The sequence below is a fragment of the Pseudomonas sp. P108 genome (assembly GCF_032613195.1).
Lineage (GTDB): Bacteria > Pseudomonadota > Gammaproteobacteria > Pseudomonadales > Pseudomonadaceae > Aquipseudomonas.
The window spans coordinates 533,042-547,913 of record NZ_CP126691.1 but is presented as its reverse complement, the minus strand read 5'-3'; the positions used below and the strand labels follow the sequence as shown (position 1 = coordinate 547,913).

The window sequence follows — 14,872 nt, the reverse complement described above, 5'->3', positions numbered from 1 at the left end:
CGACACTCGTTACAAGGTACGCACACATCAGCGCGACCCGCTTACCGAAACAGCAACCGCAACGCCTTGCGCGTGTATGACCAACGCGAAAACGTCCGCCAGTCTGCGCGCAAGGCCTGAAAATAGAATGACTTGGCCAGCTTGTACTCGCCATGGGAATAACAGTCACGAAACAACGACAAACAGCGCTGCGCCAGAAATGCCTGGCGCAAATCACTCATTTCCTCGGGCATTCGTCGACTGGAAAAGACTTCGCTGACCACCTGCTCCGTACCGGCGGCAAGGCTTTGGCGCAAGTCATGGCGCATGCTGTCGGCATGCTTGTAGATCAGCGCCAAAGGCTTGTCCAGAACGGTGCAGGGATAGCGCGCCAGCACTTGGGCAAACACTGGCAAATCCTCGACGTTGCGCAAATGTTCCGGGTAGTTACCCAAAACAAAAACATCGCGATGCATCGCGCAGGCGCCGTTTGAAATCGACACAGTCTTGCTCAACAGGTAGCCCTGCAAGCGCTGCCGCGGTGTCACAGGCAACGGCTTGGCCGCCTGCAGGCTGCGTCGTCCGTCAGCGAACACCGACCAGTGCGCACCGATCACCATCAGGCTGTGCGGATGACTGGCAATGTGCTGAGAAAGCGCAGCCAGTGCGCCGGGAGCCATTTCGTCATCGGAGTCGAGGAATACCAGATACCGCCCGGTCGTCTCCTCAAGCCCACGATTGCGCACCGACGACAAGCCGCCATTGCTTTTGCGCAGCGCACGAAAACGCCCGCCATGCTTGAGCAGGAGCTTTTCCACCACCTCAGGCGTATCGTCCGTCGACCCATCGTCGATGACCAGCAGATCCGCCGTCGTCTCATCCAGCTGCGCCAACACCGACTCCACTGCACGTGGCAGGGTTCGCGCATAGTTGTAAACAGGAATGACGACGCTGATCAGTGTTTCAGTCAAGTTCGTATCCTTTCACACCCTCTTTTACGACCAGAATATCTTCCATGATCAGGTATTCCAGGTCAGAACCGAAAAACATGTTCAGTGCGTCGGTCGGCGAGCAGATCATCGGTTCGCCACGACGGTTGAGCGAGGTGTTCAGCGATACGCCGTTACCGGTCAGGTTTTCCAGCGCCTTCATCATGTCGTAGTAGCGCGGGTTGTATTCACGCTTGAGCACCTGAGCGCGAGAGGTGCCATCTTCGTGGACGACTTCCGGCACGCGGGTCTTCCACTCTTCTGCCACTTCGAACGTGAAGGTCATGAACGGCGCCGGGTGATCGATCTTGATCATCTGTGGCGCAACGGTGTCGAGCATCGACGGGCAGAAAGGCCTCCAGCGCTCACGGAACTTGATCTGGTGGTTGATCCGGTCAGCCACACCGGCCACGCTCGGGCAACCGATGATCGAACGACCACCCAATGCACGCGGACCGAATTCCATGCGCCCCTGGAACCAGGCAACCGGGTTGCCGTCGACCATGATTTTGGCGATCTGCTCAGGCATGTTGTCGAGCTTGCGCCAGGTCGGCTTGCTCTCGTGACGGGCGCAGGCGGCGATGACGTCTTCGTTGCTGTACGACGGGCCGAGGTAGACGTGTTCCATCTTCTCGACGGGTACGCCACGAGCGTGAGACACATAGGCAGCAGCGCCAACCGCAGTGCCGGCATCGCCGGACGCCGGTTGCACGAACAGCTCCGTGATGTCGTCGCGGGCAATGATTTTCTGGTTCAGCTTGACGTTCAATGCACAGCCACCGGCGAAAGCCAGCTTGCCGGTTTCCTTGAGTACGTCGCCCAGGTAGTGGTCGATCATCTGCAACGCCAGTTTCTCGAACAGCGCTTGCATGCTCGCGGCGTAGTGAATGTACGGTTCGTCAGCGATGTCACCTTCGCGCTTCGGACCCAGCCATTCGATCAGCTTTGGCGAGAAGTAGAAGCCTTTGCCCTTCTCTTTGTAGCGACGCAGGCCGATGACGTTGGCGTAGTCGGTGTTGATCACCAGCTCGCCGTTCTCGAACGAGGCCAGACGTGAGAAATCGTATTTGCTGGCATCGCCGTACGGCGCCATGCCCATGACCTTGAACTCACCGTCGAGCATCTCGAAACCGAGGAACTCGGTGATCGCGCCATACAGGCCGCCGAGAGAGTCAGGATCGAAGAATTCCTTGATCTTGTGGATCTTGCCGTTTTCGCCGTAGCCGAAAAAGGTCGTGGCGTACTCACCTTTGCCGTCGATACCGAGAATCGCGGTTTTTTCTTTGAAACCGGAGCAATGGTAAGCGCTGGAGGCGTGAGCCAAATGGTGTTCGACCGGCTCGATCTTGATTTTTTTCGGATCGAAACCCAGTTGCTCAAGGCACCAGACGATCTTGTTGCGATAGCGCTTGTAGCGACGGTTGCCCATCAGGATCGCATCGAGGGCACGATCCGGCGCGTACCAGTAACGCTTGGCGTAGTGCCAGCGCGCCTTGCCGAACAGGCTGATCGGGGCAAATGGAATCGCAACCACGTCAACATCGGACGGCTTGATGCCGGCCTGTTCAAGACAGAACTTCGCCGATTCGTAGGGCATGCGGTTCTTTGCATGCTTATCACGTACGAAACGCTCTTCTTCAGCCGCCGCCACCAGCTTGCCGTCGATGTACAAGGCTGCTGAAGGGTCATGGCTAAGGGCGCCGGACAGGCCAAGAATCGTCAATGCCACAGGGGTCTAGCCTCTTTAGTCTGCGTGCAGGCGCGATGCGCCTTGAATATTGATGTGCCCTCGCACAGGGCGAGTGACAGCTAAAGGGCGGGATTATAGCGTTAATCCCGCCGGGTTTGGGATTCGCAATCGCTAACCTGATGCCAGCAATCCAATGCGCCCACTGCGCAGAGGTGGAACCTCTGAAAAAGAAAGTCACCATGAAGTTGCGGCTCGATTTCCGTTTGTTCAAAAAGGATCCAGTGAGCATCAAAGCGGTCTTGATTAGAACAAAAAAAACTAAAAACCTGTCAACTTTGACAGTTACGCAAATTGAACCTGCGCGGCTTACTCCCTGTACCCGGAAATACCGGGCAACCGAGAACAAGGAGCAATGCATGGACACTCTCATTTACAGCAATAAGGACGTCGGCTTTTCGAGCAAGCTGAGCTCCCCCCAATTTGATAAAAGCGCCACGCGTGAACAACGGGAAAAACCTGCATTAGGCTTCCTGGCATTTATTTCAGGCGAATTTGTGGTCCTCAGAGAAACGGAAAAATGGGGTGCAGTTTTGCCAATGGAGATCATCAAAACCCTGCCAGTAATGATGGCTGTCAGTACACGAAAATCTGATATCGGCGCACGCATTACCCTTCACTGGGTCAGTACTGATGATCTCGCAAAAGCATCATTCGGCCCCTTCGATGTTTCAGTAGCCGGAAATGTTGAGTTCATCAGACTCTCACTCGAACAACTGGAGCCGTTCAGCGGCAAGTCCGTGAACGTCACCGCTGAAATCAAACTACCCAATGGAGTGATCGAAAACTCTCCTGCCCTGCTGACAGACGTCACACGTGAACTGAACTATCAGCCTGCAATCATTGAGGGTCTGGTGGATGGTGGCATCGATGCCGGCACCCACCCTCAGGGACGCCTCATTACCATTCCGGTCATCGAACACTTGCGTCCATACAACACGCTCCTGCTTCAATGGCGTGTCTACGCTGGAAACGAAAAGGTGTTCGATCAGTCCGTCGAGCTTCAGGCCAACCGACCTGAAGAAGCGTTCATGTATTCCCTCCCGGCTCAAGCCTACAGCCCCTTCAAAGGCTTCAAGGGAGAATTCCAGTGTTGGATTCAATTGGGCACCGAGATCGACTCGCGACTTCTGTGGAGCACCGGAATTTCCTTTTTTGACATTCGCTGAATAGCCCTGCATGGACAGCCTGCGTGACCGGCTTTCCATGCATTATCCGCACTCAATAACCACCCTTGCGCCAGTAAATACCAAGATTGCCGTCAGTGACCTGACGATAAACCGTATAGGGCAGCGCTACCGTATCGAATACACCGGACAGTGGCAGATCCAGCAGCACGAATGGCAAAAGAACCCCACTCGGATCGGGAGGCGCGTTCAACACGCAGAAATCGAAGGCCAGACCGCTGTAAATACGCGGAATGGATTGGCAGTAGGTTTTTTGTTTGCGCAGGTCACGGGCGACGTCGGCATCGTCCTGCAGTACGCTCAGGACGCTGCCGCAACCGGCTAAAAGCCATGAAAAAACACCCAGCGTTACAGCCTGTTTGATGGTCAAGATTTGCCCTCCAAGGTCGTCGGGCAAATTAGCATCGGCGCTGTGCAGGGCACAGTTCATGGTTTCTGTAGAAGCCGTAGGACAAGTCGTTAAATCTTGTCCTCCGGCGTTTGATTCAGGCCGCGCTGGAAATGTCTTTCGGCAGACGCTGATCAATAACCTGATACAGCGCGCTGCTTTCCGGCCAGTTACGCATGAATCGCGCACGGTCACGGGCATAGGCCGGGGCAAAACTGCCCACAGTCCCATGCTGGCACATCGAATCCAGATCGATCAGCGCCCAGCGATCCTGCTGCCAGAACAGGTTGTGGCCCTTGAAGTCGCCATGGCTGATGCGCTCGTCAATCAAGCGCGCGAACAGTCGGTCCAGCGCCTGCAACTCCACTTCTGGTGCGTCACCATTTTCAACGTACGGCGCAAAACGCTCGATGATGTCCGGCCCGGGGAGGTACTCGGTCACCAGATACGCCCGACTGCGCAGCCAGAAAAAGCGCTTCTCCAGCACCGCCAGCGGTTTCGGTGTGGCGATACCGAGAAACGCCAGGCGATTGCCTTCGCGCCACGAATGCCAGGCCCGACTCGGCCGCCAGAAACGCTTGAGCCAATGCGCAAAGCCCTTGATGTTGTAGCGCTTGATCACCAGCGTACGCGCACCGGCCTGAACCTTGCCAACGCTCGCCGCGCCACCGGTCTTGTACAGATGCCCCTGATCGAGCAACGCATCGGCCTGCGCAAGCACCGGCAGCATGGCCGGTTCTTCTTCGCGACGAATTGCGCGCAGTCCGAACGCTCCACGCTGCACACTGAACAGCGTGCACTCGCGACCGACCTTGATCAGAAAGTCTTTCAAACGCCAGCGGCGCACCTTGTCGATCTGCTTCTGCAAGGCTTCCAGCGGCAACGCGTGCTCACTGTTGCTCAACAGGTAATACACCAAAAGCTCTTCGGTAAATGGCTCCAGCGCTTTGGGCAACTGGGCGAAAAATACCCCGAGGTTTTCCAGGACTTTCTGTCGCGACAGCGGCTGGCCGGCGGTCTCGGCACAAATACCGGCACCATCAATCAAGTACAACTGGCCGCCGTGACGCAGCAGATTGTCCAGATGCAGGTCTTCCTGCCAAAGCCCCTTGCCGTGCAACCGGGCAATGGCGCCCAGCGCCTCGGCCAACACCGCCGATTGCTCGTCGGCCAGTACCGGCAGCGACTCGACTTTCGCCCAGGCATCACCAAGGCTTTCGGCACCCTCAAGGAAATCGAACAGCAGCCAGCCACCTTCGCCATTCTTCAAACCATCGGCCAATAACAGCGGTGTCGTCAGGCCTTGTGCGGCCAGCAAGCGCACGCCTTCCAGCTCACGCTGAAAATGCCGCGCCGCCTTGCCGCCAACCAGCAATTTGGCCAACACCGGACGACCGCGCCAGACACCGGCACCGACGTAACGCTGCCCCGGCAGCACTCGCAGCAGACTGAGCAATTGCAGATCCGCACTGCCGGCAGCATCGGCCAGGGTCACAGTCAGTGGCAGTTGCGGGGTTCGCCCGACACCGGCCAGCTCGGACAATTGCATCAGCGCGTCTCCTTGTGACTGCGGCGCGCGGTCAGCCGGGCCAGCCAGCTGTCGAGCAGCGAGCTATCGGTGGGCTGATCGAGATAAGCTGCCAGCAATTCACGCAGTTGCGCCTCGTTCCATTCCGGCGCGCGGCGTTGCAGCGGCTCCAGATCCTTGATCCGGTCACGCATGCCGAACAATAAAGGACGGGTTTTTTCCAGGTCGATCAATTGCGCCTGATACCCGTCACCGCTGGCCCGCAGAAAAATATGCTTGGGGTAGAAACAGCCGTGTACCTGACGCACACCGTGCAGATGCCGAGCCAGCAAGCCACAAGCCTTGAGGATGGCTGAATGCTGTGCAGCACTGAGCTGCACCCAACACTGCAACAGCGATTCCAGATCGCTCCAGCCATCGAGCGCGCGGGTCAGCAGGATCGCGCGGACTTCGCCGTCGACTTTGCGTTCACCGAAGAACGCCGCTTGCAGCGCCGGGATACCGAGCTTGCGATAGCGGCTGATGTTGCGAAACTCGCGGGCAAAACTCGGTTCACCGAAAGGCGCGTGCAAGGTGCGCGTCAGGTAATTGCTCTGGCGCTTGAGGTAATAACCCTGCCCTTCCAGGTCCAGGCGGAAGACGCTGCTCCAGCCGCCACGGGCGGTATTGGGCTCGTCCACAGCCTCAAGCTGCTTGGCCCACAATGCGTCGAAAGTGCCGAGGCCATGGCGCTCAAGCAATGCGCGGTCTTCAGCGGCGAGAAAATCAGTCATTCGCGTCCCTCGAAAAATCTCACCACGTGCCGAATCCGTTTCTTGTCGGCGCTATCAAGCCGATCGCACTGGCGGTATTGCTTATAGAAGCGCAGGCGTTGGGTATTGGACAGGTGGTATTTGGCGAGTTTATCGAGACAGGCCAGATCCTTGGTGATCCGATACTTGAGCCAGAAGCCACGCCAGAACTCGCCGTTGGGGCAATCGATCAGAAATATCCGCGCCTGGTCATCGATCAACAGGTTGCGCCATTTCAGATCGTTATGGGTAAATCGGTGATCATGCATCGTCCGGGTATAACCGGCCAGTTGCCGACTGACAGCGTCGACCCAGGCGCGATCCTTGAGCTTCGGATCCTTGCGCTCGGCGAGCGCCGAGAGGTCTTCGGTGTGCGGCAGTTCGCGGGTGATCATCGCGCCACGATCATACGCCGCACCTCGACGCTCCAGGCCCCAGGCCACCACTTCAGCGGTGGGAATGCCCCACTTGGCGAAGCGCTTGAGATTCTGCCATTCCATCTTCACCCGCGGCTTGCCGAGGTAACGGCGCAGGCCTTTACCGGCGCCGACATAGCGTTTGACGTAATAGTTGACGCCATTGCGCTGCACGCGAATCACTTCTGACAGCGGGTCGCGGGTCAGGCGTTCGCCTTGCAATGCGAATACAGCTTCGAGGCTGCCAAAGTCTTCGGCGAGTTCGCTGTATTGCGGCTCGAGAGTCCAACCCGCCATCAGAGCGCATCCCCGTAACGCTGCTTACGCTCATAGAGCTTGTTGGCTTTGCCTTCCAGCCAGTTCAGCAGCGGCGCTTCTTCAGCCAGAATCTGGCGCAGCGGTTGCTGGAAATAGCCTTTGAGGAAGCGCAGCTTGTCGCGGCGGGTCAGGCCGATGTCCAGCGCGGAAAAGTACAGCGCCGCCAGATCCTTGTTGCGCCAGCGCTGCGTGATTTTTGCGCGGGTCTGGGCGCGGTGCAGGTCGATCACCGAGAGCTTGAAATCTTCCGGTGTCACCGGTTTATCGGTGTGCAGCAGGAAGTGGCAGATGTAGCAGTCGCGATGGTTAACGCCGGCGCGGTGCATCATGCCGGTCATGCGCGCGACTTCGGCGATCAGAGCGCGCTTGAGTTTTGGCTCGGGCGGCTGCTTGACCCAGTCGATGCTGAAGTCTTCCAGGCTGATAGTCGGCGCCAGTTCTTCAGTGACGATGAACGAGTGCTGATCCGCCGGGTTGCTGCCCTTCTCGCCGTACGCGACGGCAGTCATGGTCGGCACGCCGACTTCCTGCAGACGCTGGATGGCTTTCCACTCCTGGCCTGCGCCGAGTACCGGCAGCTTGGCGGTCAGCAGGTTTTTGAAGATTTCGCCCCAGCCGATGCCGCGGTGGATCTTGACGAAAAATCCGTTGCCATCGACTTCCGTACGCAGTGTCCGACGCGCTTCCAGCTCGCGGTATACCTCGCCCTGCAAGCCTTCGACTTCGGCGAACGGGTCGCGTCCGGCCCAAAGGCTTTTGAACGGTTCAGCCAGCATCAACTTCATTAAGCGTGCTCCGCCAGAATCACATCGGCCGCGTGCTGCGGCATGCTGTAGAGGTCGGCCGTCTCGGCAAAAGCCAGACCATTGCGGCTCCAGGCCGCCCGTGCAGCGTCATCTTTCAACATGTCAGTCAGGTATTGCGTCAGTTGCGCCTGATCGAACGGCTCGTCCAGCACTCGCCCGGCATCGGCCTCGGCGATGTAATGGGCGTAACCGCAGACCGCGCTGACCAGCACCGGCAAACCGGCGACCAGCGCTTCAAGCAACACGGTACCGGTGTTTTCGTTGTACGCCGGGTGAATCAACAGGTCGGCACCGAGCAGGAAACGCGGAATATCGCTGCGGCCCTTGAGGAACGTCACGTTGTCGCCCAGACCTAAAGTCGCACTCTGCATCTGGAACAATTTGGGGTCATCCTGGCCGATTACAAACAGCCGCGTACGCTTTCTCAGTTCAGCGGGCAATGCGGCCAGCGCTTTCAGGCTGCGATCAACGCCTTTGGTCTTGAAGCCGGAACCGATCTGCACCAGCAGCAGTTCGTCATCCTTCAGATTGAATTCCGCACGGAAACCGGCGCGGATTTCGTCGGCATCTGCCGGACGGCGGCGATCCTGAGCGATGCCCGGTGGCAGCAGGTGAAAGCGTTCGATCGGCGTGTCGTAATGCTTGATGAACAACGGTTGCTGCACTTCGGAAATCATCAGCACTTCAGTCTTCGCGTCTTTGGCGAACACCGCGCGCTCGTACTCGGCGAAGTGACGATAACGGCCCCAGCGGCGGTACAGCGAGTTGCGCAGGTTCTGCGCCTTGTCTTCAAAGCAGCCGTCGGCGGCGTAGTAGACGTCCAGCCCCGGCATCTTGTTGAAACCGATCAGGCGATCGACCGGGCGCTTGGCCAGATCCGCTTCCATCCATGCGCTGAGTTTTTCATTGCGACGATGGTTGAAGAACGCCTTGACCGGCGCCACCAGCACCTCGAAACCGGGCGGCACGTCGCCTTCCCAGATCAGTGTGTAGACGCGAATCTGATGACCACGCTTCTGGCATTCGAGGGCGATGCGCATGAAGTCGCGCTGCAAGCCACCGAACGGGAAATATTTGTACAGGACGAATGCCAATTGCATCAGCGCAGCTCCTCAGCCATTAACAACGTGCTCAGTCGGCTGGCGACACGCTCGGGGTTCAGACGCGTGAAGCACAGCGGCTGTTCACGCTTCAGGTCAAACTGACGGGCATCCTGCGCGGTCGGTTGATAGGTACATTTCTTTTGCAGGCACGGCGCGCACGGGAAATCGCTGGCCAGGTGAATCTGCAATTTGCCGTAAGCGCCGGTCAGGCCCGGATTGGTCGGGCCGAACAGCGAGATGGTCGGCACGTCGAGTGCTGCGGCCAAATGGCCGAGACCGGTATCCACCGCTACGCACGCTTGCGCGCCGGCGAGGACTTTGCCCACGCCGGCCAGATTGAGTTTTGGCAGCACTTCGGCGTGTTTGAAGCCTGCGGCAATCCGCTCGGCGCGAGCCTTTTCCTGCGGGTTGCCCCACGGCAGTTTGACGCCGACGCCGAGGTAACCGACGCGTTCGGTCAGTTCACGCCAGTAGGCTTCCGGCCAGTGCTTGGTGTCCCACGTGGTGCCATGCAGGAACACCACAAAGGCGTTTTTGCGCGGCAATTCGACCAGACGTTCAACGTTGAGGCCGTAATCGCCCAGACCTTTGGGCAAGTCGTAACCGAGGGCGATGGCGAACAACTGCCGCACCCGCTCGACGGCGTGCTGACCACGGGCCACGGCCAATTTGCGATCGTAAAAACGCGAAGCCATCGGCTCGCGGGCCGAACCTTTGTCGAGACCCGCCACCGGGGCTTTGACGTAACGGGTCAGCCAGGCACTTTTCAGCAGGCCTTGAGCGTCGATGACCAAATCGTATTTGTTGGCACGCACGCTTTGCTTGAAGCGTTTCCATTCGCCACTGGTGATGGTTTTCCAGATGTTTTTGCGCCAGCGGCGGATCGCCACCGGGATCACCTTGCCAACGGCCGGGTGCCAGGTCGGAATCTCGGCGAAGCCTTCTTCCACGACCCAGTCGAATTTGATCCCGGGAATGGCCCGGGCGGCGTCGGTCAGCGCCGGTAACGCATGAATCACGTCGCCCAGCGATGACGTCTTGATCAACAGTACCCGCAACTTATTGAACCTCGACCACAGAGCCCTGCAACTTCTGCAAGGCATCGTTGACCGCGTCCGGCATCAGCTGGCGCAGGCAGTTGTAATGGCCGAAGCGGCAGGTACGGTCGAAGCAAGGGCTGCAATCGAGGCCCAGCCGGACGACTTCGACGTGTTCGGCCAACGGCGGGGTGAAGCCCGGCGACGTCGAGCCGTAGACCGCCACCAATGGGCGGTTCAGCGCGGCGGCAACGTGCATCAGGCCGGAGTCGTTGGACACCACCGAGTCAGCACAGGACATCAGGTCGATGGCCTCGGCCAGCGAGGTGCCGCCGCTGAGGTTGACCGATTCTTCACGCAGGCCCGGTATCAACCGGGCGCGAATGTCTTCGCCCACCGCGTGATCGTTTTTCGAGCCGAACAACCACACCTGCCAGCCTTCGCGAATGCGCGCTTCGGCGACTTTGGCGTAGTGCTCGGACGGCCAGCGCTTGGACTCGCCGAACTCGGCGCCGGGGCACAGGGCCAACACCGGACGATCGAGGGTCAGACCAAATTTGGCCAGCGCGGCTTCGCGGGTCACCGGGTCGATTTGCAGGCTCGGACGTGGATACGGTTTCGGCAGCTCGGCGTTCGCTTCAAAGGCCAACGCCATGAAACGCTCGATCATCAGCGGATAACGTTCTTTGTCGAGGGTGCGCACGTCGTTGAGCAGGCCGTAGCGAAACTCACCGCGCCAGCCGGTGCGTTTCGGGATGCCGGCGAAAAACGACACCAGCGCCGACTTCAGCGAGTTGGGCAGCAGGATCGCTTGATCGTACTGGCCGCGCAGGGACTTACCGATGCGCCGACGCGTCGCCAATTCCAGCGCGCCGTGGCCGAGCGGGAAGCTCAAGGCCTTGCGCACTTCAGGCATGCGTTCAAGGATCGGCCGGCTCCACTCGGGGGCCAGCACGTCGATTTCGCATTGCGGGTGGCGCTGCTTGAGACTCTGAAACAGTGTCTGCGCCATCACCATGTCACCGACCCAACTGGGCCCAACGATCAGAATATTCATGTGGTTTCCATAAACGAACCGGGGAGGCATTTACGCCTCCCCGCCTCGATAATCACTGTGGGAACACCGGCGGCTTGCGATGGGTCATTACCTTCAACATTTCTGTCGACTGTTACTCCGCTATCGCGAGCAGGCTCGCTCCTACATGGTTTTGCATCTATTCACACATCTGCGACTCACCGCAGATCACTGTGGGAGCGAGCCTGCTCGCGAAGGGGCCAGCACATTCAACATCCATGCTGGCCGACCTACCGCTTTCGCGAGCAGGGTCGCTCCCACCTCTTGAGTCTCATTGCCTTCATTGGCTTGTTTCAGCTTAGCCCCATCTCTTTCCATATCCGCAAAACCTGCCGACGTTCGTCGGCAAACTGGTCTCCCGCAATTACCCCGGCGTCCTTCTGCAAGGCCTGCCGGTGGGCGGCGGAGCGGTAGGCTTTATAGGCCTCGCGCAACAGGCTGGCATCTTCGGCAGGCATCAGCCCTTCGTGTTCCAGCTCTTCCAGAATGCGGATGTTATCGGTCCAGCGCAGCAATGGCGGGTGGCTTTGCGACCACGCCAGAGCCGCGTATTGCACCATAAATTCAATATCGACGATACCACCGGCGTCCTGCTTGAGGTCGAACGGCGCCGTGGCGTCGAAGGCATTTGCTGCCGTACCGGCTGCGGTGCTCTTGGTGCCAAGGTTATCGCGCATCTTCGCGCGCATCTCGCTGACTTCCTGTTGCAGCGTGGCCAGATCGCGCGCCTTGCCCAGCACTTGGGCGCGAACTTTCTCGAACGCCTGGCCGACATCCTGACTGCCGACCAGCACTCGCGCACGCACCAAGGCCTGATGTTCCCACGTCCAGGCTTCATTTTCCTGATAGCGGGCAAACGCGCCGAGGGAACTCACCAACAGCCCGGAAGCACCGGATGGGCGCAGACGCATGTCCACTTCATAGAGCTGACCGGAGTTGGTCTGCGCCGTCAGCAGGTGAATGATTCGCTGCCCCAGCCGCGTAAAGAACTGCGCGCCATCGATCGACTTCGGCCCATCGGTTTCCGCCTGCGGATCGCCGTCGTGAATGAACACCAGATCCAGATCCGAACCATGCCCCAGTTCCAGACCGCCGACTTTGCCATAACCGACAATGATGAAACCGGGATCGCACAAGGTGCCGTCGGTGCGCAGCGGCGTGCCGTACTTGGCCACGGTCTGGCGCCAGGCCAGGGCCAGCACTTGCTCGAGAATCGCCTCGGCCAGCCAGGTCAGGTAATCGCTGACTTTCATCAGCGGCAGGCTGCCGGCAATTTCCGAGGCGGCGACGCGCAAGCGGTGCGCCAGTTTGAAATGACGCAGGGCTTCCATTTGTTGTTCGAGGTCGTCTTCGGGAATCCGCGTCAGGCGCTCGCGCAACTCGGCAGCCAACTCTGGGGCCAAGGGCGGCTTGAACAGGCGACCTTCGTTAAGCAATTCGTCGAGCAGCAGCGGGAAGCGCGTGATCTGTTCGGCAATCCACGGGCTCGCTGCGCACAGCGTCAGCAAGCGGCGCAAGGCACTGGGGTTTTCCGTCAGCAACACCAGATAAGCCGAACGCCGGGCAACCGCCTCCACCAGCGGCAACACCCGCTCAAGCACCAGATCCGGGTTGGCGTGTTCCACTGCCTGCGCGAGCAAACGCGGAATAAAGGCATCGAGACGCTCACGCCCCAACCGCTGCATCGCGCGCAACTGCGGGCTGCTGCGCAATCCGGCCAACGCTTTCAGGGCTTTGCTCGCGTCAGCAAAACCGCCCTCTTCCAACTGACGGCAGGCCGCTTCTTCGTCCTGCGCCTCTTCCCACAGCGGCAGCCATTCACCGCCGACCACCACTTCGCTTTCGGCGCCTTCATCGTCATCGGGATCGGCGATCACCTGAGCGAAGTGCCAAGCGACACGACCGCGCCAGAACATCAGGTTTTCGTGGAAAGCATCCCAATCGGCGAAGCCGAGCATGAAGGCAATGCGCGCCTGATCCTGCGCGCCATCCGGCAGCATCTGCGTTTGGCGGTCGGCGATCGCCTGAATGGCGTGCTCGGTGTAACGGAGAAATTCGTAGCCCTCGCGCAACTCGCTGATCACTGCCGGCGGCAGATAGCCTTGCCCCTCCAGCGTGCTCAGCACCTTTAATAGAGGACGCTGTTGCAAACTCAAGTCGCGACCGCCGTGGATCAGTTGAAAGGCCTGAGCAATGAACTCGACCTCGCGGATGCCACCCGAGCCAAGTTTGATGTTGTCAGCCATGCCCTTGCGCCGCACTTCCTGCTGGATCAGCTGCTTCATGGTGCGCAGCGCTTCGATTGCCGAGAAGTCCAGATAACGCCGATAAACGAACGGCCGCAGCATGTCGAGCAACTGCGCGCCCGCCACCTGATCGCCGGCCACCACCCGCGCCTTGATCATCGCGTAGCGTTCCCAGTCGCGGCCCTGATCCTGGTAATACTGCTCCAGCGCATTGAAGCTCAGCACCAGCGCGCCGGACGAGCCGTACGGGCGCAGGCGCATGTCGACCCGGAAGACGAAACCGTCAACGGTCATCGGGTCCAGCGCCTTGATCAGGCGCTGGCCGAGGCGAATGAAAAACTCCTGATTATCTAGCGAGCGTTTCACGCCCACCGTTTCGCCGCCCTCGGGGTAGGCGAAGATCAGATCGATATCCGAAGACAGGTTCAACTCGACCGCGCCGAGCTTGCCCATGCCGAGGATGACCATTTGCTGCGGCTCACCGCTGCGGCGGCCGGTCGGCGTGCCGAACTGTTCGCAATGACGGCTGTACAACCATTGATAGGCTTGATCGATGGTGGCGTCGGCCATGTCCGAGAGATCGCGGCAGGTCTGCACCAGATCGGCCTGACGGGTGAGGTCACGCCAGATGATCCGCACTTGATGGCGAGCGCGCTGGCGGCGCAGGGCGCGGCCGAGTTCATCTTCACTCTGCGCAGCATTCACCGCGGCGGCAATCTGCGCACACAATTCACCCGGCGCAAAGGCCCGGTCGAGTTCGCCGGACTGCACCAGCGACAACAACATCAAAGGGTCACGAACGCTCTGTTCAATAACAAATTCGCTGGCGGCGGTGACGCGGGCGAACTGCGCCCAGCGCTCTGGCGTCCAGTTCACAAAGCCATGATCGTCTTCCAGCGCGGCGACGGCCGTACGGAACGACTGCTCGGATCGAGTGACCAACGGCAGGAGAATGGCGGGCAGTTCGGCAAGCACGGGCAGGGTCATGGTCTATCCTTGATCGGCGTGTAAATGGCCGCTTGTAGTGATTGGTGAAAACCCGCTACCCGGAGGACTGTCGAACAAAAGTTAGAAATAGCTGAAATTTCTTTCTCATTGGCAGCGAACATCAAAGTTTCACCTTTTTCGGATGGCAAAAGACCAACCTTAACGATTATTCTCACAACGCAGCCGGAGGCCACAAGCCATTCTTCTGTAGTTTTACTACTCGTCTATACATTCGAAAGGCTGAAATGCCGGAAGATTTGTAGTAAAACTACACG

The 14,872-nt window shown here is 59.2% G+C and carries 12 protein-coding genes; 1 reads left to right on the top strand and 11 read right to left on the bottom strand.

The window, feature by feature from the left end:
- Positions 1-41: 41 nt before the first annotated feature.
- Positions 42-950: a glycosyltransferase family 2 protein gene (locus QOM10_RS02350; RefSeq protein ID WP_127925579.1), complete on the bottom strand. Its 909-nt coding sequence runs from the start codon at positions 948-950 to the stop codon at positions 42-44.
- Complete coding sequence (locus QOM10_RS02345) at positions 943-2,697, bottom strand: carbamoyltransferase (RefSeq protein ID WP_127925578.1); 1,755 nt, start codon at positions 2,695-2,697, stop codon at positions 943-945. Before QOM10_RS02345 ends, QOM10_RS02350 begins: the two co-directional genes overlap by 8 nt.
- 377 nt (positions 2,698-3,074) lie before the next feature.
- On the opposite strand from QOM10_RS02345, the gene QOM10_RS02340 reads away from it, so the two are divergent.
- Complete coding sequence (locus tag QOM10_RS02340) at positions 3,075-3,884, top strand: hypothetical protein (protein ID WP_160037986.1); 810 nt, start codon at positions 3,075-3,077, stop codon at positions 3,882-3,884.
- A gap of 52 nt (positions 3,885-3,936) precedes the next feature.
- Here QOM10_RS02340 and QOM10_RS02335 read toward each other — a convergent pair whose 3' ends face one another.
- The 9 genes from QOM10_RS02335 to glnE all read right to left on the bottom strand — a co-directional run bounded on the left by QOM10_RS02335 (position 3,937) and on the right by glnE (position 14,597).
- Entirely contained in the window at positions 3,937-4,272 is a 336-nt protein-coding gene (locus QOM10_RS02335; protein ID WP_127925576.1) for a YceK/YidQ family lipoprotein, read from the bottom strand.
- Positions 4,273-4,387: 115 nt separating this feature from the next.
- The gene (locus tag QOM10_RS02330) at positions 4,388-5,839 is read right to left on the bottom strand and encodes a lipopolysaccharide kinase InaA family protein (RefSeq protein WP_150750110.1); all 1,452 of its coding nucleotides are present in this window, start codon (positions 5,837-5,839) and stop codon (positions 4,388-4,390) included.
- Positions 5,839-6,591 carry a lipopolysaccharide kinase InaA family protein gene (locus QOM10_RS02325; protein WP_316917516.1) on the bottom strand — a complete coding sequence of 251 codons (753 nt, stop codon included), beginning with the start codon at positions 6,589-6,591 and terminating at the stop codon, positions 5,839-5,841. Before QOM10_RS02325 ends, QOM10_RS02330 begins: the two co-directional genes overlap by 1 nt.
- Positions 6,588-7,322, bottom strand: coding sequence for a lipopolysaccharide kinase InaA family protein (locus QOM10_RS02320; RefSeq protein WP_150750111.1), 735 nt, complete (start codon positions 7,320-7,322; stop codon positions 6,588-6,590). The genes QOM10_RS02325 and QOM10_RS02320 overlap by 4 nt, the downstream gene beginning before the upstream one ends.
- Positions 7,322-8,128 carry a lipopolysaccharide core heptose(I) kinase RfaP gene (gene rfaP / locus QOM10_RS02315; protein ID WP_127925572.1) on the bottom strand — a complete coding sequence of 269 codons (807 nt, stop codon included), beginning with the start codon at positions 8,126-8,128 and terminating at the stop codon, positions 7,322-7,324. Before rfaP ends, QOM10_RS02320 begins: the two co-directional genes overlap by 1 nt.
- Positions 8,128-9,249, bottom strand: a complete 1,122-nt coding sequence (locus QOM10_RS02310; protein ID WP_160037984.1) for a glycosyltransferase family 4 protein — start codon at positions 9,247-9,249, stop codon at positions 8,128-8,130. Before QOM10_RS02310 ends, rfaP begins: the two co-directional genes overlap by 1 nt.
- Positions 9,249-10,310 carry a lipopolysaccharide heptosyltransferase I gene (gene waaC / locus QOM10_RS02305; protein WP_123448344.1) on the bottom strand — a complete coding sequence of 354 codons (1,062 nt, stop codon included), beginning with the start codon at positions 10,308-10,310 and terminating at the stop codon, positions 9,249-9,251. The genes QOM10_RS02310 and waaC overlap by 1 nt, the downstream gene beginning before the upstream one ends.
- Position 10,311: 1 nt before the next feature.
- Positions 10,312-11,346 (bottom strand): lipopolysaccharide heptosyltransferase II, encoded by a 1,035-nt coding sequence (gene waaF / locus QOM10_RS02300; RefSeq protein ID WP_316917515.1) that lies wholly within the window; start codon positions 11,344-11,346, stop codon positions 10,312-10,314.
- Positions 11,347-11,657: 311 nt separating this feature from the next.
- On the bottom strand, positions 11,658-14,597 hold the full coding sequence (gene glnE, locus QOM10_RS02295; protein ID WP_160037980.1) for a bifunctional [glutamate--ammonia ligase]-adenylyl-L-tyrosine phosphorylase/[glutamate--ammonia-ligase] adenylyltransferase: 2,940 nt from the start codon (positions 14,595-14,597) through the stop codon (positions 11,658-11,660).
- Between the last annotated feature and the right edge of the window lie 275 nt (positions 14,598-14,872).